This window comes from Streptomyces glaucescens (assembly GCF_002154375.1).
Lineage (GTDB): Bacteria > Actinomycetota > Actinomycetes > Streptomycetales > Streptomycetaceae > Streptomyces > Streptomyces glaucescens.
Genome location: NZ_MUND01000222.1, coordinates 1 through 21782, shown reverse-complemented (window position 1 = coordinate 21782; position 21782 = coordinate 1). Strand labels below are relative to the sequence as shown.

The following is a 21782-nucleotide window of genomic DNA, read 5'->3' as shown; positions in this document are numbered from 1 at the left end:
CGGGAGGCGACGCCTCACCCCCGCCGCAACGCGAACCACAGCTCCATCCGCACATCCGGATCGTCCAGAGCCGCGTCCAGCAGCGCGGCGCACCGTGCGACTCGCTGGCGGACCTGCTTCCCGCGTCCGAGGCGGAGTCCCACGCCCGCGCCCTCCTCGCCCCCCTCACGCCGCCGCTCGCGGAGACCCTCCGCTCCTGGCTCTCCCTCCACGGCAGCTGGGACCGCACCGCCGTCGCGCTCTCCGTCCACCGCAACACGGTCCGCCAGCGGATCGCACGGTGCGCCGCGCTGCTGGACGCGGATCTGGACGATCCGGATGTGCGGATGGAGCTGTGGTTCGCGTTGCGGCGGGGGTGAGGCGTCGCCTCCCGCGCGGCGGAAGACACCCGCTGGGGCCCGCAGGGAGCGGGCGCGTGACGAGCGTTACGGCCGTCCCGCTCTGGACGCCCTCCCTACTCGCCGGTACGGTAAGGCTGAGCAAGCGCTTAGATACGTACCGGTGGAGGTGGCGGCGTGCGCCGTACGGTGTTCAACGAGGATCACGAGGCGTTCCGGGAGACCATCCGCGCCTTCATCGAGGCCGAGGTCGTCCCGGTCTACGACGAGTGGTTCCAGGCCGGCCAGGCGCCGCGCGAGTTCTACTACAAGCTCGGCGAGCTGGGCGTCTTCGGCATCAACGTGCCCGAGGAGTACGGCGGCGCGGGCCTGGACACCCACAAGTTCGAGGCTGTCCTCTACGAGGAGACCGCCCGCGCGGGCGTCCAGTTCGGCGGCTCCGGCGTGCACGTGCTGCTCGCCCTGCCGTACCTCAAGATGCTGGCGACGGACGAGCAGAAGAAGCGGTACCTGCCGAAGTTCGTCACCGGCGAGGAGATGTGGGCCATCGCGATGACCGAGCCGGGCACCGGCTCCGACCTCGCGGGCATGAAGACCACCGCCAAGCTCTCCGAGGACGGCACGCACTACGTCCTCAACGGCGCCAAGACCTTCATCACCGGCGGCGTGCACGCCGACAAGGTCATCGTCTGCGCCCGGACCTCCGCGCCGACCGCCGAGGACCGCCGCTTCGGCATCTCCCTGTTCGCCGTGGACACCAAGTCCGAGGGCTACTCCATCGGCCGCAAGCTGGACAAGCTGGGCCTGCGCACCTCCGACACCGCCGAGCTGGCGTTCGTCGACGTGAAGGTGCCGGTCGAGGACCTGCTGGGCGAGGAGAACAAGGGCTTCTACTACCTCGGCCACAACCTCGCCTCCGAGCGCTGGGGCATCGCCTTCGGCGCGTACGCGCAGGCCAAGGCCGCCGTCCGGTTCGCCAAGCAGTACGTCCAGGAGCGCACCGTCTTCGGCAAGCCGGTCGCCCACTTCCAGAACACCAAGTTCGAGCTGGCCGCCTGCCAGGCCGAGGTGGACGCCGCCGAGGCCGTCGCCGACCGCGCCACCGAGGCGCTGGACGCCGGTGAGCTGACCCCCGCCGAGGCCGCCTCCGCGAAGCTGTTCTGCACCGAGGTCGCGCACCGCGTCATCGACCGCTGCCTCCAGCTGCACGGCGGCTACGGCTACATGAACGAGTACCCGATCGCCCGCCTGTACGCGGACAACCGCGTCAACCGCATCTACGGCGGCACCAGCGAGATCATGAAGACGATCATCGCCAAGGACATGGGCCTGTAAGCACCACGCCCGCACAGTGGCCATGAGCCAGGCACTCGAGGATCTCCTCGATCTGCTCGACCTGGAGCAGATCGAGGAGAACATCTTCCGCGGCCGGTCCCGGTCCGCCGTCGTCCCCCGGGTCTTCGGCGGCCAGGTCGCGGCACAGGCGCTGGTGGCGGCGGGCCGTACGGTCCCCGCCGACCGCACGCCCCACTCGCTGCACGCGTACTTCCTGCGCACCGGCGACCCCGGCGCGCCCATCGTGTACACGGTCGACCGGCTGCGCGACGGCCGCTCCTTCACCACGCGCCGCGTCGTCGCGGTCCAGCACGGCAAGCCGATCTTCGGGCTGTCCGCCTCCTTCCAGACGTACGAGGAGGGCCTGGACCACCAGGCGACGATGCCGCCCGCCCCCGACCCGGCCACCCTGCCGACCTCGGAGGACCGCCTGCGCGGCTACCCGCATCTCGACCCGGAGGTCGTGGAGCGGTTCGTCGAGGCCCGGGCGGCGGTGGACCTGCGCTACGTCGACGACCCGCCGTTCGGCAGCTACGGCGCGCCCCGCGAACCGCACTCCCAGGTCTGGTTCCGCACCAACGGCAAACTCGCCGACGACCCCCTGCTGCACATCGCGCTGGCCACCTACGTCTCCGACATGACCCTCCTCGACTCGGTGCTGCTCGCGCACGGCCGGGGCGGCTGGGCCGTCGGTGACGTGGTCGGCGCGTCACTGGACCACGCGATGTGGTTCCACCGCCCGTTCCGCGCCGACGAATGGCTGCTGTACGACCAGGAGTCCCCGTCCGCGTACGGCGGCCGGGGTCTCGGCCAGGCGCGCATCCACACCCGGGACGGCCGCCTCGCCATCACGGTGATCCAGGAAGGCGTGGTGCGCGTCCCGCGGGAACACTGAGGGACATGCCCGAAGACCCGACCCCAGATCCGCAGGCGGGACCCGGCGGCGGCGAGAGCACCTTCACGGTGATCGTCGCCGCCATCGCCAATCTCGGGATCGCACTCGCCAAGGCGGTCGCCGGCGTCCTCAGCGGCTCCAGCGCGATGCTCTCCGAGGCCGCGCACTCCGTCGCCGACACGGTCACCGAGGTGCTGCTGCTGACCGCCCTCAGACGCAGCGGGAAGCCCGCCGACGAGGAGCACCCGCTCGGCCACGGCCCCGAGCGGTACGTCTGGGCATTGCTCGCCGCCGTCGCCACCTTCGTCGGCGGCTCGGTCTTCTCCCTCTACGACGGCATCCGCACCCTCGTCGCGGGCGAGGAACTCGGCGATCCGCTGGTGTCGTACGTCGTCCTCGCCGTCGCCTTCCTCCTGGAGGGCTACTCCCTGCGGACAGGCGTGAAGCAGGCGCGCGGCGAGGCGGTCCGCTTCCGTGCGCCCCTGCGGCGCTACCTGCGCCACACCCCCGACACCGCGGTGAAGGCCGTCGTCATGGAGGACTCGGCCGCGCTGATCGGGCTGGTGCTCGCGGCGGGCGGGCTGCTCGGCGGCCGGCTCACCGGATCGGGCGTCTTCGACGGCGTCGCCTCGCTGCTGATCGGCGTCCTGCTGCTGTACGTCGCCTGGGTGCTCGGCCGGTCCAACGCCGAGCTGCTGATCGGCCGCCCGCTGCCGGCGCCCATGCGGCAGCGGATCCGGGAGGAACTGCTCGGCGTGGCGGAGATCGAGGCCGTACTGGAGCTGACGACCCTCGTCCAGGGCCCGCGCGAGGCCCTGGTCGCCGCCAAGGTCGACTTCCGGGACGTGTCCACGGCGGCGCAGATCGAGCGGGCCTGCGAGCGGGCCGAGCGACGGCTGCGGGAGGTGTTCCCGGGGGTGCGGCGCGTCTACCTGGACCCCACTCCCGGAACGGCCCGGGCTACGCCAGCCCCGCCTCCGCGAGGAGATACGCCGTCATCGGGTCGTAGTGACGGGGGCTGACCACGTGGTCGTCGAGCGGGACCGTCACCTGCACGGTGCCCTCCGCCTCGGCGAGGAAGAGCGCCGGGTCGTTGCAGTCGGCGTAGCCCACCGAGTCCACCCCGTGCTGGCCGGCGTATCCCGCCCAGCCGTGGTCGGCGACGACCAGGTCGGGCAGCGGGCGGCCCGCGCGCTCCAGCCCGGTGAGGATGGCCTTCATCGGTTCGCCCGAGTGGGTGTGCCAGAGGGTGGCGCCGTGCTCCAGCACCGCGACGTCCGCGAACTGCATGACGTACCCCTCCTCCGTCTGCAGTCCGTCGGGGATGACGACGATCTCGCAGCCGGCGGCGCGCAGCGCGGCGGCCGTCGCCCGGTGCACGTCCAGCAGCCCGCCCGGGTGGCCGGTCGCGAACAGCACGCGCTGCTGGCCGTCGGCCGCCTTGCGCAGCCTCGCCGCCATCCGCTCCAGCGCCGAGACGGTCAGCTCGGGGTCGATGGTGTCCTGCCCGTACCGGTACTCGGGGTCGTCGTTCACCCCGGCCCGTTCCGCCATCACCGCGAGTACGTCCTGCTCGTCGCTCCAGCGGTCACCCAGCTCCAGGCCGAGCCAGTAGTGGCGGTTGCCGTTCGCCAGCTGGCGGTAGTGCGAGAGGTTGTTCTCCCGGGGGGTGGCGACGTCCCCCGCGATACGGGTCCTCACGAGGTGGTCGACGAGTTCGGCGCGGCTGGGTGTCCCGGGTATCGGCATGGCTCCCATTGTGAGGCAGTCGGCCGTGTCCGTACTTGACCTCTCGGGCTCTGGGATGTGGATCACCCCGGATCCGCGCGGCGGCTCACGCCCGGGCGGGTGACCCCGCCGCCGCGAACGCCCCCCGGGCCATCCGGTGCAGCAGCTCCGCGGTGGCCCCCCGGCCCGGCAGCGCGCCCCGCCGCCCCAGGTGGGGCGTGGAGTTCAGCAGGCCGAAGACGGAGTGGACGGCCGAGCGGGCGGCGGGTTCGGCGAGGGCGGGGTAGACCTTCCGCAGGACGTCCACCCACAGTTCGACGTACTGCCGCTGGAGCTGGCGGACCAGCTTGCGGTCGCTCTCCCGGAGGCGGTCCAGCTCGCGGTCGTGCAGGGTGATGAGGGGACGGTCGTCGAGCGCGAAGTCGATGTGGCCCTCGATGAGCGAGTCGAGGACCGTCTCCGGGGCCGTGCCGTCCTCGCCCCCGGCCGCGGCGGCCTCCTTCAGGCGCAGTTTCGCACCCGTCAGGAGCTGGCCGCTGATCCCGACCAGCAGCTCGGCGAGCATGGCGTCCTTGCCCGCGAAGTGGCGGTAGAGACCGGGTCCGCTGATGCCGACGGCGGCGCCTATCTCGTCCACGCCGACGCCGTGGAAGCCGCGCTCGGCGAAGAGCCGGGCGGCCTCCTTGAGGATCTGCTCGCGGCGGGTGGGGGCGTCGGTTCTGGTGGCCATGGAAGCAATTCTAGACAGGGAGGTTAGCGGTCGTTAACCTGGAGGAAATGCGTTAACGCTCATTAACAAGGTGAGGGGACCGCAAGGATGGACCAGGCACCGGAGCTGACGAGCGCGGCGGACCCCGCGTCGGAGGCCTGGCAGGCCAATGAGGCGGCGCACCGCGCGCTGGTCGAGGAGCTGCGCGGCAAGCTGGCCGCCGCCCGGCTCGGGGGTGGCGAGAAGGCGCGCGCGCGGCACACCGCGCGCGGCAAGCTGCTCCCACGCGACCGCGTGGACACGCTCCTCGACCCGGGCTCGCCCTTCCTGGAGCTGGCTCCGCTGGCGGCCGACGGGATGTACGAGGGGCAGGCGCCGGCGGCGGGGGTGATCGCCGGGATCGGCCGGGTCAGCGGGCGCGAGTGCGTGATCGTCGCCAACGACGCCACCGTCAAGGGCGGTACGTACTACCCGATGACGGTGAAGAAGCACCTGCGCGCGCAGGAGGTCGCGCTCGACAACCGGCTGCCCTGCCTCTATCTCGTGGACTCCGGCGGCGCCTTCCTGCCCATGCAGGACGAGGTGTTCCCGGACCGTGAGCACTTCGGGCGGATCTTCTACAACCAGGCCCGTATGTCGGGCGCGGGAATCCCGCAGATCGCCGCCGTCCTGGGGTCGTGCACGGCGGGCGGCGCCTACGTGCCCGCGATGAGCGACGAGGCCGTGATCGTGCGGAACCAGGGCACCATCTTCCTGGGCGGCCCGCCGCTGGTGAAGGCCGCGACCGGCGAGGTCGTCACCGCAGAGGAACTCGGCGGCGGCGAGGTGCACTCCCGCATCTCCGGTGTGACGGACCATCTCGCGGAGGACGACGCGCACGCCCTGCGGATCGTCCGGAACATCGTCGCCACCCTGCCCGGGCGCCGGGGCACCCCCTGGGAGGTGCGGCCCGCCGTCGAGCCGAAGGTGGACCCGTACGGGCTGTACGGGGCGGTCCCGGCCGACCCCCGCACGCCGTACGACGTCCGCGAGATCATCGCCCGCGTCACGGACGGCTCCCGCTTCGCGGAGTTCAAGTCCGAGTTCGGGCAGACCCTGGTCACGGGCTTCGCCCGGATCCACGGCCACCCGGTCGGCATCGTCGCCAACAACGGCATCCTTTTCGCCGAGTCCGCCCAGAAGGGCGCCCACTTCATCGAGCTGTGCGACCAGCGCGGCATCCCGCTGGTGTTCCTCCAGAACATCTCCGGCTTCATGGTCGGCAAGGACTACGAGGCGGGCGGCATCGCCAAGCACGGCGCCAAGATGGTGACCGCGGTCGCCTGCACGCGCGTGCCGAAGCTGACGGTGGTGGTCGGCGGGTCGTACGGCGCGGGGAACTACTCGATGTGCGGCCGGGCGTACTCACCGCGCTTCCTGTGGATGTGGCCCAACGCCAAGATCTCCGTGATGGGCGGCGAGCAGGCCGCCTCCGTCCTCGCCACCGTCAAGCGCGACCAGCTCCAGGCGCGCGGCGAGGACTGGCCGGCAAAGGAGGAAGAGGCCTTCAAGGCCCCCATCCGCGCCCAGTACGAGCGCCAGGGCAATGCCTACTACGCCACCGCCCGCCTCTGGGACGACGGCGTCATCGATCCGCTGGAGACCCGGCAGGTGCTGGGTCTGGCCCTGACGGCCTGCGCGAACGCCCCACTGGGCGAGCCGCAGTTCGGCGTCTTCCGGATGTGAGGGGGTTCACGACCATGTTCGACACCGTTCTTGTGGCCAACCGCGGCGAGATCGCCGTCCGGGTCATCCGTACGCTGCGCGCACTCGGTGTGCGCTCCGTCGCCGTCTTCTCCGACGCCGACGCCGACGCCCGGCACGTCCGCGAGGCCGACACGGCCGTCCGGATCGGGCCGGCGCCCGCGACCGAGAGCTATCTGTCGGTGGAGCGCATCCTGCAGGCCGCCGAGCGCAGCGGCGCCCAGGCCGTCCATCCGGGGTACGGCTTCCTCGCGGAGAACGCCGGGTTCGCGCGCGCCTGCGCCGAGGCCGGGCTGGTGTTCATCGGCCCGCCCGCGGACGCCATCGCCCTGATGGGCGACAAGATCCGCGCCAAGGAGACCGTCCGCGCGGCGGGCGTGCCGGTGGTGCCCGGCGGACGCGACCCGGAGCTGGCCGACGCGGCCCGCGAGCTGGGCGCGCCCGTGCTGCTGAAGCCCAGTGCGGGCGGCGGCGGCAAGGGCATGCGGCTGGTGCGGGACCTCGACGTGCTGGACGACGAGATCGCCGCCGCCCGCCGGGAGGCCCGCGCCTCCTTCGGCGACGACACGCTGCTCGTCGAGCGCTGGATCGACCGGCCCCGGCACATCGAGATCCAGGTCCTGGCCGACGCCCACGGGAACGTGGTGCACCTCGGCGAGCGCGAGTGCTCGCTCCAGCGCCGCCACCAGAAGATCATCGAGGAGGCGCCGAGCGTGCTCCTCGACGAGGAGACGCGTGCGGCGATGGGCGAGGCGGCCGTCCAGGCGGCCCGCTCCTGCGGGTACGTCGGCGCGGGCACGGTGGAGTTCATCGTCCCGGGCAGCGACCCCTCGCAGTACTACTTCATGGAGATGAACACCCGCCTCCAGGTGGAGCACCCGGTCACCGAGCTGGTCACCGGCCTGGACCTGGTGGAGTGGCAGCTGCGGGTCGCGGCGGGCGAGAAGCTGCCGTACGCGCAGGACGACATCCGCCTCACCGGGCACGCCGTGGAGGCCCGGATCTGCGCCGAGGACCCGGCGCGCGGCTTCCTCCCCTCCGGCGGCACGGTGCTGCGGCTGCGCGAGCCGCAGGGCGACGGGGTGCGCACCGACTCCGGGCTCAGCGAGGGCACGGAGGTCGGCAGCCTGTACGACCCGATGCTGTCCAAGGTGATCGCGTACGGCCCGGACCGGGCCACCGCCCTGCGCAGGCTCCGCGCGGCCCTCGCCGAGACGGTCACGCTGGGCGTGCCCACCAACGCGGGTTTCCTGCGCCGGCTGCTCGCCCATCCGGCGGTCGTCGCGGGCGACATGGACACCGGCCTGGTCGAGCGGGAGGCGGCGGGGCTGGTCCCGGACGAGGTGCCGGAGGAGGTGTACGAGGCGGCGGCGGCCGTACGGCTGGACGCGCTGCGGCCCCGGCAGGAGGGCTGGACGGACCCGTTCTCCGTGCCGAGCGGCTGGCGCCTGGGCGGCGAGCCCAGGCCGGTCGCCTTCCCGCTGCGGGTGCCGGGACTCGACGCCGTCACGCGCACGGTCCGCGGCACCCACACCGTCACCGCCGACCGGGTCTCCGTGACCCTGGACGGAGTCCGCCACACCTTCGACCGCGCGGGCGACTGGCTGGGCCGCGACGGCGACGCCTGGCAGGTCCGCGACCACGACCCGGTGGCCGCCTCCCTGGACCGGGCCGCCCACGCGGGCGCCGACTCCCTCACCGCGCCCATGCCGGGAACCGTGACGGTGGTGAAGGTGGCGGTCGGCGACGAGGTGACCGCCGGTCAGAGCCTGATGGTGGTCGAGGCGATGAAGATGGAGCACGTCGTCTCCGCACCGCACGCCGGCACGGTCGCCGAACTGGACGTCACGCCGGGCACGACGGTCGCCATGGACCAGGTGCTGGCGGTCATCACCCCGCACGAGGAATCCGAGGAGGCGGCGCGATGACGGTCGGCGGACTCCCCATGGCCGTCCCCGCGGAGGGGCTGCCCGCCCGCGTCCGCATCCACGAGGTCGGCGCCCGCGACGGGCTGCAGAACGAGAAGGTGACGGTGCCCACGGAGGTCAAGGCGGAGTTCATCCGCCGCCTCGCCGACGCGGGCCTGACGACGATCGAGGCGACCAGTTTCGTCCACCCCAGGTGGGTGCCCCAACTGGCCGACGCGGAGCAGCTGTTCCCCCAGGTCGGTGACCTCCCCGTGGACCTGCCGGTGCTGGTGCCCAACGAGCGCGGCCTGGACCGCGCCCTCGCCCTCGGCGCCCGCCGCGTCGCCGTGTTCGCCAGCGCCACCGAGTCCTTCGCGAAGGCCAACCTCAACCGCACGGTCGACGAGGCGCTCGCCATGTTCGAGCCGGTGGTGAGCCGGGCGAAGGCGCAGGGCGGGCATGTCCGCGGCTATCTGTCGATGTGCTTCGGCGACCCCTGGGAGGGCCCGGTGCCGGTCCCCCAGGTGGTCCGGGTCTGCCGGGCGCTGAGGGACATGGGCTGCGACGAGCTGAGCCTCGGCGACACCATCGGCGTGGCCACCCCCGGACACGTCCGGGCGCTGCTCACCGCGCTCGACGCCGAGCGCATCCCGGTCGAAGCGCTGGGCGTGCACTTCCACGACACCTACGGCCAGGCGCTCGCGAACACCCTCGCGGCGCTCCAGCAGGGGGTGACGACCGTCGACGCCTCGGCGGGCGGCCTGGGCGGCTGCCCGTACGCGAGGTCCGCCACCGGCAATCTCGCCACCGAGGACCTGGTGTGGATGCTGCGGGGCCTCGGTATCGACACCGGCGTCGACCTCGGCCGGCTCACCGCCACCAGCGTGTGGATGGCCGAACACCTGGGCCGGCCCAGCCCGTCCCGCACCGTCCGTGCCCTCTCCCACAAGGAGCAGTGAAGAACGATGGACCACCGTCTCTCCCCCGAGCTGGAAGAACTCCGCCGCACCGTGGAGGAGTTCGCGCACGACGTGGTGGCCCCGAAGATCGGCGACTACTACGAACGGCACGAGTTCCCGTACGAGATCGTCCGCGAGATGGGCCGGATGGGCCTGTTCGGACTGCCGTTCCCGGAGGAGTACGGCGGCATGGGCGGCGACTACCTCGCGCTGGGCATCGTGCTGGAGGAGCTGGCCCGGGTCGACTCCTCCGTCGCCATCACCCTGGAGGCGGGCGTCTCCCTGGGGGCGATGCCCATCCACCTGTTCGGCACCGAGGAGCAGAAGCGGCAGTGGCTGCCCCGGCTGTGCTCCGGTGAGGTGCTGGGCGCCTTCGGGCTGACCGAGCCGGACGGCGGCAGCGACGCCGGGGCGACCCGGACGACCGCGCGCAAGGACCCGGCGACCGGCGAGTGGGTGATCAACGGCACCAAGTGCTTCATCACCAACTCCGGTACGGACATCACGGGTCTGGTCACGGTCACCGCGGTCACCGGCCGCAAGCCGGACGGCAGGCCGCAGATCTCCGCGATCATCGTTCCGTCCGGCACGCCGGGCTTCACCGTCGCCGCCCCGTACTCCAAGGTCGGCTGGAACGCCTCCGACACCCGTGAGCTGTCCTTCGCGGACGTGCGGGTGCCGGCGGAGAACCTGCTGGGCGAGGAGGGCCGTGGGTACGCGCAGTTCCTGCGGATCCTCGACGAGGGCCGGATCGCCATCGCGGCGCTGGCGACGGGGCTGGCGCAGGGCTGTGTCGACGAGTCGGTGCGCTACGCGAAGGAACGTCACGCCTTCGGCCGCCCGATCGGGGCGAACCAGGCGATCCAGTTCAAGATCGCCGACATGGAGATGAAGGCGCACACCGCCCGGCTCGCCTGGCGGGACGCGGCGTCCCGGCTGGTCGCCGGGGAGCCGTTCAAGAAGGAGGCGGCGCTGGCCAAGCTGCACTCGTCGACCGTGGCCGTCGACAACGCCCGTGACGCCACCCAGATCCACGGCGGCTACGGCTTCATGAACGAGTACCCGGTGGCCCGGATGTGGCGGGACTCGAAGATCCTGGAGATCGGCGAGGGTACGAGCGAGGTGCAGCGCATGCTGATCGCCCGGGAGCTGGGCCTGGTGAGCTGACCCCCGTCCGCGGCGGCTTCCGCACCGCGGCTGTCTCCGCCCCCCTGCCGGTTCGACGCGCGATCCGGTGGGGGCGCTCCTAGGCTGGTGGGGTACGGCCCGGAAGGTCCGCGAGCACGGCCACGGCGACACCCTCATGTGCTGGGAGCAGCCCATGGCGTTCACGTCCAGAGGACTTCGCAGGGGGGCCGTGGCCGCAGGTGCGGCGGCCGTTCTCCTGGTACCGGTGACCGTGGCGACGGCAGCCCCCTCGGCCGGTGCCGTCCCCGCCGCCGTCACCCAGACGGAACCCGCCCCGGGCGACGACTTCCGCGAGATCACCCCGCAGGTCCGGCAGCGGTTGGACGCGGCGATCCAGCGAGTCATGCGGGAGGCGAACGTCCCGGGCGTCACCGTCGGGCTGTGGACGCCGGACAAGGGGCAGTACGAGCGCTCCTTCGGGGTGGCCGACAAGAGCACCGGCCGACGGATGTCGCCGGACCTGTTCCTGCGGATCGGCAGCGAGACGAAGACGTTCACCGTCACGGCCATGCTGCAACTGGTCGACCAGGGCAAGATCAGCCTGGACGACCCGATCAGCGAGTACGTGGACGGCGTGCCGAACGGCGACGAGATCTCGCTGCGCGAACTGGCCGGCATGCGCAGTGGCCTGTTCAACTACTCGGAGGATCCGGACTTCTTCAAGGCGCTGACGTCCGATCCGGACCACGTCTTCACGCCGCAGCAACTGCTGGACTACGCGTTCAAGCACCCCCCGATGTCCGGACCGGGCGAGAAGTTCTTCTACTGCAACACCAATCTGATCCTCCTCGGCCTGGTCATCGAGAAGGTCGGCGGGCAGCCCCTGCACGAGTTCATCCAGGAGAACGTGCTGGACCCGGCCGGCATGACGGACACCGTGTTCCCGACGAACGCGGACTTCCCCACGCCGCACGCCCAGGGCTATACGAACCAGACCGCCTCCGGCAAGATCGAGAACTCCACGGACTGGAACCCGTCCTGGGCCTGGGCGGCCGGGGCGGTGATCTCGAACCGGGACGATCTGCGCGTCTGGGCGCGCACGGTGGCCACCGGCACCTTCCCTGACGGCGCCACGATGGTGGAACCCGCCACCCAGAAGCAGCAGCGCCTGACCACGCCCCCGACCGGCGTCCAGGGCGCCGGGTACGGCTTGGGCATCTTCGACGTCCAGGGCTGGATCGGTCACAACGGCTCGCTGCCCGGCTACGAGTCCCTGACCATCTATCTGCCGTCCGCGGAGGCGACCCTCGTCGTGCTCCTGAACACCGACGTCCTCGACGGCGAGATGGAGCCGAGCACGCTGTTCGGTGACGCCATCACCCGGATCGTCAGCCCGGACCACGTCTACAACCTGCCGGTCCCGCCGATGCCCAAGTGATCCTGATCATCTTCCGGATCGGCGTTTCGGCCAACTTCCCGCGGAAAGCCATGGGTTGGGAGAGGGCCTGGAGACCCCTCACCCATGCGCTCGAACCAAGGGCTCCCCACCCCTGGACAAGATCTGAGGTTAGGCTAACCTACCTTCGAATTGTCCGGCGGCCCTCCGCCCTGTTCGAAAGCAGCCACACTCATGTCCAACGCCCGTGCCACGAACCTCACCCGCCGCGGGATCCTCGCCGCCGGCGGTGCCCTCGGCCTCGGTGCCGTCCTCGCCGCCTGTGGTGACGAAGACACGAAAAGCGGTGGCTCGGACGCGACGGGTGCCGCGAAGGCCTCCGGCCCCTGGACCTTCAAGGACGACCGCGGCACGACCGTGAAGCTCGACAAGGTGCCCACCGGCATCGTCGCCTTCACCGGTGTGGCCGCCGCGCTGCACGACTACGGCATCCAGGTCAAGGGCGTCTTCGGCCCGACGAAGACCCAGGACGGCAAGCCCGACGTCCAGGCCGGCGACATGGACATCAGCAAGGTCGAGATCCTCGGCAACGTCTGGGGCCAGTTCAACGTCGAGAAGTACGCGGCGCTCGCGCCCGAGGTCCTCATCACCACGATGTTCGACGACGCCGGGACCCTCTGGTACGTCCCCGAGGAGTCCAAGGACAAGATCGCCAAGCTTGCCCCGAGCGTCGCCGTCTCCGTCTACGACCGCCAGCTGACCCAGCCGCTGGAGCGCATGTGGGCACTGGCCGAGTCGCTCGGCGCGGACCTGACGGCGGAGAAGGCCGTCACCGCGAAGAAGGAGTTCGAGGCGGCGGCGGAGCGGCTGCGCAAGGCCGCCAAGGCCCGCCCCGAGATCAAGGTGATGGCCGGGTCGGCGAGCGCGGAGCTGTTCTACGTCTCCGGCACCAACCTCTCCATCGACCTGGAGTACTTCAAGGCGCTCGGCGTGAACTTCATCGAGCCGTCGGAGAAGGCCAAGGCGCAGGGCGGCGGCTGGTTCGAGGCGCTGAGCTGGGAGAACGTCGACAAGTACGGCGCGGACATCATCATGATGGACGACCGTGCGCAGGCGCTCCAGCCCACGGCGATCACCGAGGCCACGTGGAAGAAGCTGCCCGCGGTGAAGGCCGGCCAGGTCATCCCCCGGTCGCCGGAGCCGATCCTGTCGTACGGCAAGTGCACGCCGCTTCTCACCAACCTCGCCGAGGCGATCGAGAACGCCAAGAAGGTCAGCTGAAGCTCGCCTCGTCGGGGGACGGGCTGATGCGTCGCGGGCGACTGCTCGCCCCCCTGAGGAAAACTCGGGAGACTCCATGTCCACAGCCGTAGCCGCTCCTTTCCGTTTCTTCTCTCTCCAGGTCGTGCGGACGGAGCGGCTCGGGCCGTCCCTGGTCCGGGTCACCTTCGCGGGGGACGACCTCGCCGCGTTCCACTCCGACGGGTGTGACCAGTCGCTGTCACTGTTCCTGCCGCGGCCGGGGCAGGACGCGCCGGTCGTGCCCGTCGAGCTGGGCGAGGACTGGTGGAAGGGGTGGATGGCGCTGCCGGACGACGTCCGGGCGGTGATGCGGTCGTACACCCTGCGCTCCCTGCGCCGGGACCCCGACGAGATCGACATCGACTTCGTGCTGCACGGAGTGGAGCCGGGTGCCGCGGTTCCCGCCGGTCCCGCCTCGCGGTGGGCCGCGCGGGCCGCCGCCGGGGACAAGGTGCTGCTGCTCGGCCCGGCGGTCGCGGACAACCGGGCGATCCGGTTCCGGCCGCCGCAGGGCACCGATCTGGTGGTGCTGTGGGGTGACGAGACCGCGCTTCCGGCGGTCGCCGCGATCCTGGAGGCGCTGCCGGCCGGACAGCGGGCGCGGGTCTGGCTGGAGGTGCAGGACGCCGGGAACGTGCTGGACCTGGCGACCGAGGCGGACGCCGAGGTGACCTGGCTGATCCGCGACCACGGCGGCGCTCAGGACTCCCCCATGGCCCTGAGCGCCCTGCGTGACGCCCGACTGCCGCCCGCCGAGCACCCGTACGTCTGGATCGCGGGCGAGTCGTCCTCGGTGAAGACGCTGCGCCGTCATTTCGTGGGCGAGCGCGGCATCGACCGGCGGCAGGTCACCTTTGTGGGCTACTGGCGACAGGGGCTCACCGAGGAGCAGTTGCGGGAGCAGGGGGAGTAAGTCCCCGTGGGGTGACGGAGGTTACCGGGGCCCGGGTACTTGACCCGCTCAACTTAGGTTAGGCTAACCTTAGTAAGCCGGAGCCCCGGCCCCGCCCCGGCCGCTCATTTCCGTCCGCACGGCCAGTCCCCACCGGAGGACCTCCACATGCGCTCGCACCTGCTCAATGACACGACCGCGGAGCAGTATCGCCGCTCCGTGACCGAAGGAGTAGAGCGGGTGGCCGCCAAACTGGCCACCACGCAGCGCCCGTTCACCGGCGTCACGGTCGACGACCTGGCCCCCGCCATCGAGCAGATCGACCTCGACCGGCCGCTGCACGACACCACGGCGGTCCTCGACGAGCTGGAGGACGTCTACCTCCGCGACGCGATCTACTTCCACCACCCCCGTTACCTCGCCCACCTCAACTGCCCGGTCGTCATCCCGGCGGTGCTCGGCGAGGCGATCCTGTCCGCCGTCAACTCCTCCCTCGACACCTGGGACCAGTCGGCCGGCGGCACCCTCATCGAGCGCAAGCTCATCGACTGGACCGCCGCCCGCATCGGGCTCGGCGAGAACGCCGACGGCGTCTTCACCTCCGGCGGCAGCCAGTCCAACCTCCAGGCGCTGCTGCTGGCCCGCGAGGAGGCCAAGACCGACGACCTGGGCAGACTGCGCATCTTCGCCTCCGAGGTCAGCCACTTCAGCGTGAAGAAGTCGGCGAAACTGCTCGGCCTCGGCCAGGACGCCGTCGTGTCGATCCCCGTCGACCACGAGAAGCGCATGCAGACCGTCGCGCTCGCCCACGAGCTGGAGCGCTGCGCGAAGGACGGCCTCGTCCCCATGGCCGTCGTCGCCACCGCCGGCACCACCGACTTCGGCTCCATCGACCCGCTCCCCGAGGTCGCCGAGCTGTGCGCGCAGCACGGCGCCTGGATGCACGTCGACGCCGCCTACGGCTGCGGACTGCTCACCTCGCTCACCCGCCGCGCCCTGCTGGACGGCATCGAGCGCGCCGACTCGGTCACCGTCGACTACCACAAGTCCTTCTTCCAGCCGGTGAGTTCCTCCGCCCTCCTGGTGAAGGACGCGACAACGCTGCGGCACGCCACCTACCACGCGGAGTACCTGAACCCGCGCCGGATGGTGCAGGAACGCATCCCCAACCAGGTGGACAAGTCCCTCCAGACCACCCGCCGCTTCGACGCCCTCAAACTGTGGGTCACCCTGCGGGTGATGGGCGCCGACGGCATCGGACAGCTCTTCGACGAAGTCTGCGACCTCGCGCAGGAGGGCTGGAAGCTGCTGGCCGCCGACCCGCGCTACGACGTCGTCGTCGAGCCCAGCCTGTCCACCCTGATCTTCCGCTACATCCCGGCCACCGTCACCGACCCCGCCGAGATCGACCGGGCCAACCTCTACGCCCGCAAGGCCCTGTTCGCCTCCGGCGAGGCCATCGTCGCGGGCACCAAGGTGAACGGCCGCCACTACCTGAAGTTCACCCTGCTCAACCCTGAGACGAAGGCGTCCGACATCGCCGCCGTCCTCGACCTGATCGCCGGCCACGCCGAGCAGTACCTGGGAGACTCCCTTGACCGCGCTTCCTGAATCCACCACCAAGACCTACGACTTCGTGGGGATCGGACTCGGGCCCTTCAACCTCGGTCTCGCCTGCCTCACCGAGCCGATCGCCGAACTCGACGGCGTCTTCCTGGAGTCGAAGCCCGACTTCGAGTGGCACGCCGGCATGTTCCTCGACGGCGCCCACCTCCAGACCCCGTTCATGTCGGACCTGGTCACCCTGGCCGACCCGACCTCCCCGTACTCCTTCCTGAACTACCTGAAGGAGAAGGGCCGGCTGTACTCGTTCTACATCCGCGAGAACTTCTACCCCCTGCGCGTCGAGTACGACGACTACTGCCGCTGGGCCGCGAACAAGCTGAGCAGCATCCGCTTCAGCACGACCGTCACCGAGGTGACGTACGACGAGGGCGACGAGCTGTACGCGGTGCGGACCGCCGCCGGTGAGACCTACCGCGCCCGCCACCTGGTCCTCGGCACCGGCACCCCGCCGTACATCCCCGAGTCGTGCCAGGGCCTGGGCGGCGACTTCATCCACAACTCCCGCTACGTGCAGAGCAAGGCGGAGCTGGTGAAGAAGGAGTCGATCACGCTGGTCGGCTCCGGCCAGTCCGCCGCCGAGATCTACTACGACCTGCTCAGCGAGATCGACGTCCACGGCTACCGGCTGAACTGGGTCACCCGCTCCCCGCGGTTCTTCCCGCTGGAGTACACCAAGCTCACCCTGGAGATGACCTCCCCGGAGTACATCGACTACTTCCGGGCGCTGCCGGAGCCGACCCGCTACCGCCTCACCCAGCAGCAGAAGGGCCTGTTCAAGGGCATCGACGGCGATCTGATCAACGAGATCTTCGACCTGCTCTACCAGAAGAACCTCGGCGGCCCGGTCCCCACCCGCCTGCTCACCAACTCGGCGCTGACCAGCGCGTCGTACGAGAACGGCTCGTACACCCTCGGCTTCCGCCAGGAGGAGCAGGAGAAGGACTTCGAGCTGGCCTCGCAGGGCCTGATCCTCGCCACCGGCTACAGGTACGCCGAGCCGGAGTTCCTGAAGCCGGTCCGCGACCGCCTGGTCTACGACTCCCAGGGCAGCTTCGACGTCGGCCGCAACTACGCCATCGACGTCACCGGCAGAGGCGTCTTCCTGCAGAACGCCGGCGTCCACACCCACAGCATCACCAGCCCCGACCTGGGTATGGGCGCCTACCGCAACAGCTGCATCATCCGGGAGCTGCTCGGCAGCGAGTACTACCCGGTGGAGAAGACGATCGCGTTCCAGGAGTTCTCGGTATGAGCCGCACGACCTTCACGTTCCGCCCCCTCGACCCGCTGAAGGACGCCGAGCTCCTGCACGCCTGGGTCACCCATCCCAAGGCCGCGTTCTGGATGATGCAGGACGCGAAACTGGAGGACGTCGAGCGCGCCTACATGGAGATAGCCGCCGACGAGCACCACCACGCCCTGCTGGGCCTGAAGGACGGCGAGCCCGCCTTCCTGATGGAGAAGTACGACCCGGCCCACCGCGAGCTGGTCGGCCTGTACGAGCCACAGCCGGGTGACGTCGGCATGCACTTCCTCACCCCGCCGACCGACACGCCGGTGCACGGCTTCACCCGGTCCGTGATCACCGCCGTCATGGCCCACCTCTTCGAGGACCCGGCCACCCGGCGGGTCGTCGTCGAGCCGGACGTACGCAACAAGGCGGTGCACGCCCTGAACGCGGCCGTCGGTTTCGTCCCGGAGCGGGAGATCGAGAAGCCGGAGAAGACCGCGCTGCTCAGCTTCTGCACCCGCGAGCAGTTCCTGGCGGCGACGGGGGTGTCCGCATGAGCCTCGCCGACACCGTCGCCCACCTCTCCCCCGAGCGCTGGGAGCAGGCCAACCGCCTGCTGATCCGCAAGGCGCTCGCCGAGTTCGCGCACGAGCGGCTGATCACACCCGAGGAGGACGGGGACGGGTACGTCGTCCGCAGCGACGACAAGCTGACCGCGTACCGCTTCACCGCCGTCCGCCGCGCCCTGGACCACTGGCAGGTGGACGCCGCCTCCATCAGCCGGCACCGGGACGGGGCCGAGCTGCCGCTCGCCGCGCTCGACTTCTTCATCGAGTTCAAGGACGCCCTCGGCCTGACCGACGAGATCCTGCCGGTCTACCTGGAGGAGATCTCCTCCACCCTCTCCGGCACCTGCTACAAGCTCACCAAGCCGCAGGTCCCGTCCGCCGAGCTGGCCGGCAGCGGCTTCCAGGCGATCGAGACGGGGATGACCGAGGGCCACCCCTGCTTCGTCGCCAACAACGGGCGGCTCGGCTTCGGCATCCACGAGTACCTGTCGTACGCCCCGGAGACCGCGAGCCCGATCCGCCTGGTCTGGCTGGCCGCGCACCGCTCGCGCGCCGCCTTCACGGCCGGGGCCGGCATCGACTACGAGGACTTCTTCCGCCGGGAGCTGGGCGCGGAGACCGTCGACCGCTTCCACGGGATCCTGCGTGACAAGGGCCTGGACCCGGCCGACTACCTGCTCATCCCCGTCCACCCCTGGCAGTGGTGGAACAAGCTGACCGTCACCTTCGCCGCCGAGGTGGCCCGGCAGCACCTGGTGTGCCTGGGTGAGGGCGACGACGAGTACCTGGCCCAGCAGTCCATCCGCACCTTCTTCAACACCACCAGCCCCGAGAAGCACTACGTGAAGACGGCCCTCTCCGTCATCAACATGGGCTTCATGCGCGGGCTGTCGGCCGCCTACATGGAGGCCACCCCGGCGATCAACGACTGGCTGGCCCAGCTGATCGAGGGCGACCCGGTGCTGAGGTCCACGGGCCTGACGATCATCCGCGAGCGGGCGGCGGTCGGCTACCGGCACCTGGAGTACGAGCAGGCCACCGACCGCTACTCGCCGTACCGCAAGATGCTCGCCGCGCTGTGGCGGGAGAGCCCGGTGCCCTCCCTGAAGGACGGCGAGTCCCTGGCGACCATGGCCTCGCTGCTGCACGTCGACCACGCGGGCGCCTCCTTCGCGGGCGCGCTGATCGCCCGCTCGGGCCTGGCCCCGGTGGAGTGGCTGCGCCGTTACCTGCGGGCGTACTACACCCCGCTGCTGCACAGCTTCTACGCCTACGACCTGGTCTTCATGCCGCACGGCGAGAACGTGATCCTCGCCCTGAAGGACGGTGTCGTCGAGCGCGCGATCTACAAGGACATCGCCGAGGAGATCGCCGTCATGGACCCGGACGCGGTGCTGCCGCCGGAGGTGCGGCGGATCCGCGTGGAGGTCCCCGAGGACACCAAGCTGCTGTCGATCTTCACGGACGTCTTCGACTGCTTCTTCCGTTTCCTCGCGGCGAACCTCGCCTCCGAGGGGATCCTGGCCGAGGACGACTTCTGGCGCACGGTCGCGGAGGTCACCCGCGAGTACCAGGAGGCGAATCCGGAGCTCGCCGACAAGTTCGCGCAGTACGACATGTTCGCCCCCGAGTTCGCGCTGTCCTGCCTGAACCGGCTCCAGCTGCGCAACAACAAGCAGATGGTCGACCTCGCGGACCCGTCCGGCGCGCTCCAGCTCGTCGGCACGCTGGAGAACCCGATCGCCGGGTTCTGAGCCGAGAGAGCCAGGCGGGCGCCCCGGAGTACGGTCCTCCGGGGCGCCCGTCCGCTGTCCATCCGGGTCTGTCCGGTCTGTCCGGGTCTATTCCGCGGGCCAGTCCACCTGCGGCGACCGGTGGTAGCCGACGCCCAGCGCGTCCCAGCGCGGCCCCTGCGCCGCGAGCCGCGTCCGGTAGTCCTCCCAGTCGTGCGTGGCGGCCGGCGACCAGCCCAGCTCGGCCACGCCCGGCAGCCGGGGGAAGGCCATGTGGTCGAGGTGCGCGGGGTTCTCCAGGGTCTCCGTCCACAGCGGAGCCTCGACACCCCGGACGGCGTCCTCCGGCACACCCGGCAGGTAGGCGCCCGGGTCCCAGTCGTAGGACCGCTTCACCTCGACGTACCCGGCCCAGGACAGCCCGAGCGGGGTGGTGCGGTCGTACTTCATGTCGAGGTAGATCCGGTCCGCGGGCGACAGGACGATGCCCGTCCCGTTCCGCGCCGCCTTCGCCACCCGCGCCTTCTCCTCGGCGCCGGTGCCGTCCAGGCCCCAGTACTGGGCGAGCGCGCCCTCGGCCGGGGTGGCGCCGGTCAGCTGGTGCCAGCCGACGACCGTCTTGCCGTACTTGGCGACGACCGGCTGCACCCGGTCCATGAACGTCACGTAGTCGGCGTGGCTGGTGGAGTGCGCCTCGTCGCCGCCGATGTGCAGATAGCGGCCGGGGGTGAGGGCGGCCAGCTCGCGAATGACGTCGTCGACGAAGTCGTACGTGACCTCCTTGCCGACGCACAGCGAACTGAAGCCGACGGCGGTGCCCGTGTAGAGCGGGGGTGCCACGCCGTCGCAGTTGAGGTCGGCGTAGGAGGCGAGGGCCGCGTTGGTGTGGCCGGGCATGTCTATCTCGGGGACCACCTCCAGGTGGCGGGAGGCGGCGTAGCGGACGATCTCCCTGTAGTCGTCCTTGGTGTAGAAGCCGCCGGGGCCGCCGCCGACCTCGGTGGAGCCGCCGTGGGTGGCCAGGCGCGGCCAGGAGTCGATCGCGATGCGCCAGCCCTGGTCGTCGCTCAGGTGCAGATGCAGCTTGTTGAACTTGTAGAGGGCGAGCCGGTCGACGTACCGCTTGACCTCGTCGACGGTGAAGAAGTGCCGGGAGACGTCGAGCATGGCGCCGCGCCAGGGGTAGCGCGGGACGTCCCGGACGGTGCCGCCGGCGACCAGCCAGGGTCCGGGCTGGACGGTGTCCCGCTCGACGGCGGCGGGCAGCAGCTGACGCAGGGTCTGCACGCCGTGGAAGAGCCCGGCGGGCCTGGCCGCCGTGATGGTGACGCCGCCGCGGCCGCTGTCGAGGCGGTATCCCTCGGCGCCGTACGGTCCTTGGGCGAGGCGGAGGCGGATGCCGCCCGCTCCGCGCTCGGTGACGGGCAGCGGGTAACCGGTGGAGGGCCGCAGGACGTCCGCGAGGTACTCGCCGACCCGGTGGGCCTCGCGCGAGTCGCCGACGCGGATGCGGGTGTCGCCGGTGATGCGGTACGGCGCTCCGCCCGGGGTGACCGAGGCGGGGGCCGGGATCACCTGGCCGAGGGGCCTGGGCTGGGCCGCCGTGGACGCCGGTGCCGCGCCGGAGGTGAAGACACCGGCCGCCGCGACCAGCAGCAGCGAGCCGAGAAGGTGCAGTCTGTGCCGTCTCACACGTGCTCCCTTCGGAATGGGTATAGACCACTCTGGGTCCAGACCACTCTCCCGCAGATCCGTCTCCGGCAGAACCGGTGAAACAATCCCCGCATGGCGGAAATCCTTCAGAAGGACGGCACTTGGGTCTTCGACGGCGACGCCCTGCGGCTGACACCCGGACGGGACAAGAACGTCGGCCTGTTGCGCCGCTCCCTCGGTGAACTCGTCCTGCCGCTGGGAGCGCTGGCGGGCATATCGTTCGAGCAGGGCAAGAAGTCCGGGCGGCTGCGGCTCAGGCTGCGCGACGGCGCGGACCCGCTCACCCAGGCCACCGGCGGCCGGCTGACCGAGCCGCACGACCCGTACCGGCTCGCGGTGGAACCGGACCGGTACGGCGTCGCCGAGTACTTCGCGGACGAGGTGCGCAACGCCCTGCTGCTGGACCAGGTGCCCGCCGGTCCGGCCGCAGGGTATCTGCTGCCGGGCCCGCCGGTCCCCCTGTCGGCCGCCGCGGGGGACGGCACCGCCGCCTTCGACGGCGAGTGCGTCCGGCTGGAGTGGAACTGGAAGACGGAGGACGCGAAGGCCGCCGCCGGCCCCCGCACTCTGCCCGTCGA

General features: G+C 71.0%; 19 protein-coding genes. 16 read left to right on the top strand and 3 right to left on the bottom strand.

The window, feature by feature from the left end:
- From CCN42_RS16335 to CCN42_RS16320, 4 genes are all read left to right on the top strand, one after another.
- Positions 1–359 (top strand): helix-turn-helix domain-containing protein (locus CCN42_RS16335; protein ID WP_143661923.1); only part of this gene is annotated, 359 nt, incomplete at its 5' end.
- Positions 360–515: 156 nt separating this feature from the next.
- Positions 516–1673 carry an acyl-CoA dehydrogenase family protein gene (locus CCN42_RS16330; RefSeq protein ID WP_086167588.1) on the top strand — a complete coding sequence of 386 codons (1158 nt, stop codon included), beginning with the start codon at positions 516–518 and terminating at the stop codon, positions 1671–1673.
- A 22-nt stretch (positions 1674–1695) separates the two neighbouring features.
- Positions 1696–2568 carry an acyl-CoA thioesterase gene (locus CCN42_RS16325; protein ID WP_086736484.1) on the top strand — a complete coding sequence of 291 codons (873 nt, stop codon included), beginning with the start codon at positions 1696–1698 and terminating at the stop codon, positions 2566–2568.
- Between the two features lie 5 nt (positions 2569–2573).
- A complete protein-coding gene (locus CCN42_RS16320; RefSeq protein ID WP_086736482.1) occupies positions 2574–3590 on the top strand; it encodes a cation diffusion facilitator family transporter in 1017 nt (338 codons plus the stop codon).
- Here the strand turns inward: CCN42_RS16320 and CCN42_RS16315 are convergent.
- Together CCN42_RS16315 and CCN42_RS16310 are read right to left on the bottom strand one after the other, a co-directional pair.
- The gene (locus CCN42_RS16315) at positions 3529–4317 is read right to left on the bottom strand and encodes a phosphatase (RefSeq protein WP_086167591.1); all 789 of its coding nucleotides are present in this window, start codon (positions 4315–4317) and stop codon (positions 3529–3531) included. The two genes, CCN42_RS16320 and CCN42_RS16315, sit on opposite strands and share 62 nt — an antisense overlap.
- Positions 4318–4402: 85 nt before the next feature.
- Positions 4403–5026, bottom strand: coding sequence for an SACE_7040 family transcriptional regulator (locus CCN42_RS16310; protein ID WP_086167592.1), 624 nt, complete (start codon positions 5024–5026; stop codon positions 4403–4405).
- Positions 5027–5113: 87 nt separating this feature from the next.
- On the opposite strand from CCN42_RS16310, the gene CCN42_RS16305 reads away from it, so the two are divergent.
- The 11 genes from CCN42_RS16305 (at position 5114) to CCN42_RS16255 (ending at position 19512) form a co-directional block, all read left to right on the top strand.
- Positions 5114–6730: a carboxyl transferase domain-containing protein gene (locus CCN42_RS16305; RefSeq protein ID WP_086736480.1), complete on the top strand. Its 1617-nt coding sequence runs from the start codon at positions 5114–5116 to the stop codon at positions 6728–6730.
- Positions 6731–6744: 14 nt separating this feature from the next.
- A complete protein-coding gene (locus tag CCN42_RS16300; protein ID WP_086736478.1) occupies positions 6745–8676 on the top strand; it encodes an acetyl/propionyl/methylcrotonyl-CoA carboxylase subunit alpha in 1932 nt (643 codons plus the stop codon).
- Complete coding sequence (locus CCN42_RS16295; protein ID WP_086736476.1) at positions 8673–9614, top strand: hydroxymethylglutaryl-CoA lyase; 942 nt, start codon at positions 8673–8675, stop codon at positions 9612–9614. The genes CCN42_RS16300 and CCN42_RS16295 overlap by 4 nt, the downstream gene beginning before the upstream one ends.
- Positions 9615–9620: 6 nt before the next feature.
- A complete protein-coding gene (locus tag CCN42_RS16290; protein ID WP_086167596.1) occupies positions 9621–10781 on the top strand; it encodes an acyl-CoA dehydrogenase family protein in 1161 nt (386 codons plus the stop codon).
- A 154-nt stretch (positions 10782–10935) separates the two neighbouring features.
- A complete protein-coding gene (locus CCN42_RS16285) occupies positions 10936–12180 on the top strand; it encodes a serine hydrolase domain-containing protein (RefSeq protein ID WP_086736474.1) in 1245 nt (414 codons plus the stop codon).
- Between the two features lie 192 nt (positions 12181–12372).
- A complete protein-coding gene (locus CCN42_RS16280; RefSeq protein WP_086167597.1) occupies positions 12373–13419 on the top strand; it encodes an ABC transporter substrate-binding protein in 1047 nt (348 codons plus the stop codon).
- 76 nt (positions 13420–13495) lie between these two features.
- Positions 13496–14353 (top strand): siderophore-interacting protein, encoded by an 858-nt coding sequence (locus CCN42_RS16275; protein ID WP_086736472.1) that lies wholly within the window; start codon positions 13496–13498, stop codon positions 14351–14353.
- A 147-nt stretch (positions 14354–14500) separates the two neighbouring features.
- Positions 14501–15943: a lysine decarboxylase DesA gene (desA, locus tag CCN42_RS16270; protein ID WP_086736470.1), complete on the top strand. Its 1443-nt coding sequence runs from the start codon at positions 14501–14503 to the stop codon at positions 15941–15943.
- Positions 15927–17210, top strand: a complete 1284-nt coding sequence (locus CCN42_RS16265; RefSeq protein ID WP_086736468.1) for a lysine N(6)-hydroxylase/L-ornithine N(5)-oxygenase family protein — start codon at positions 15927–15929, stop codon at positions 17208–17210. Before desA ends, CCN42_RS16265 begins: the two co-directional genes overlap by 17 nt.
- On the top strand, positions 17207–17746 hold the full coding sequence (locus CCN42_RS16260; protein ID WP_086736466.1) for a GNAT family N-acetyltransferase: 540 nt from the start codon (positions 17207–17209) through the stop codon (positions 17744–17746). The genes CCN42_RS16265 and CCN42_RS16260 overlap by 4 nt, the downstream gene beginning before the upstream one ends.
- Positions 17743–19512: an IucA/IucC family protein gene (locus CCN42_RS16255; RefSeq protein WP_086736464.1), complete on the top strand. Its 1770-nt coding sequence runs from the start codon at positions 17743–17745 to the stop codon at positions 19510–19512. The genes CCN42_RS16260 and CCN42_RS16255 overlap by 4 nt, the downstream gene beginning before the upstream one ends.
- Before the next feature lie 87 nt (positions 19513–19599).
- Here the strand turns inward: CCN42_RS16255 and CCN42_RS16250 are convergent, their stop codons facing one another.
- Positions 19600–21183: a beta-N-acetylhexosaminidase gene (locus CCN42_RS16250; protein WP_245877308.1), complete on the bottom strand. Its 1584-nt coding sequence runs from the start codon at positions 21181–21183 to the stop codon at positions 19600–19602.
- 93 nt (positions 21184–21276) lie between these two features.
- On the opposite strand from CCN42_RS16250, the gene CCN42_RS16245 reads away from it, so the two are divergent.
- On the top strand, positions 21277–21782 hold a 506-nt coding region (locus CCN42_RS16245), incomplete at its 3' end, for a DUF4429 domain-containing protein (RefSeq protein ID WP_143661922.1).

What these genes read in the sequence shown, in the direction of transcription:
- CCN42_RS16325 (WP_086736484.1), top strand. Translation starts at nt 1,696, where the DNA reads ATGAGCCAGGCACTCGAGGATCTCCTCGATCTGCTCGACCTGGAGCAG.
- CCN42_RS16320 (WP_086736482.1), top strand. Translation starts at nt 2,574, where the DNA reads ATGCCCGAAGACCCGACCCCAGATCCGCAGGCGGGACCCGGCGGCGGC.
- CCN42_RS16315 (WP_086167591.1), bottom strand. Translation starts at nt 4,317, where the DNA reads ATGCCGATACCCGGGACACCCAGCCGCGCCGAACTCGTCGACCACCTC.
- CCN42_RS16310 (WP_086167592.1), bottom strand. Translation starts at nt 5,026, where the DNA reads ATGGCCACCAGAACCGACGCCCCCACCCGCCGCGAGCAGATCCTCAAG.
- CCN42_RS16305 (WP_086736480.1), top strand. Translation starts at nt 5,114, where the DNA reads ATGGACCAGGCACCGGAGCTGACGAGCGCGGCGGACCCCGCGTCGGAG.
- CCN42_RS16300 (WP_086736478.1), top strand. Translation starts at nt 6,745, where the DNA reads ATGTTCGACACCGTTCTTGTGGCCAACCGCGGCGAGATCGCCGTCCGG.
- CCN42_RS16295 (WP_086736476.1), top strand. Translation starts at nt 8,673, where the DNA reads ATGACGGTCGGCGGACTCCCCATGGCCGTCCCCGCGGAGGGGCTGCCC.
- CCN42_RS16290 (WP_086167596.1), top strand. Translation starts at nt 9,621, where the DNA reads ATGGACCACCGTCTCTCCCCCGAGCTGGAAGAACTCCGCCGCACCGTG.
- CCN42_RS16285 (WP_086736474.1), top strand. Translation starts at nt 10,936, where the DNA reads ATGGCGTTCACGTCCAGAGGACTTCGCAGGGGGGCCGTGGCCGCAGGT.
- CCN42_RS16280 (WP_086167597.1), top strand. Translation starts at nt 12,373, where the DNA reads ATGTCCAACGCCCGTGCCACGAACCTCACCCGCCGCGGGATCCTCGCC.
- CCN42_RS16275 (WP_086736472.1), top strand. Translation starts at nt 13,496, where the DNA reads ATGTCCACAGCCGTAGCCGCTCCTTTCCGTTTCTTCTCTCTCCAGGTC.
- desA (WP_086736470.1), top strand. Translation starts at nt 14,501, where the DNA reads ATGCGCTCGCACCTGCTCAATGACACGACCGCGGAGCAGTATCGCCGC.
- CCN42_RS16260 (WP_086736466.1), top strand. Translation starts at nt 17,207, where the DNA reads ATGAGCCGCACGACCTTCACGTTCCGCCCCCTCGACCCGCTGAAGGAC.
- CCN42_RS16255 (WP_086736464.1), top strand. Translation starts at nt 17,743, where the DNA reads ATGAGCCTCGCCGACACCGTCGCCCACCTCTCCCCCGAGCGCTGGGAG.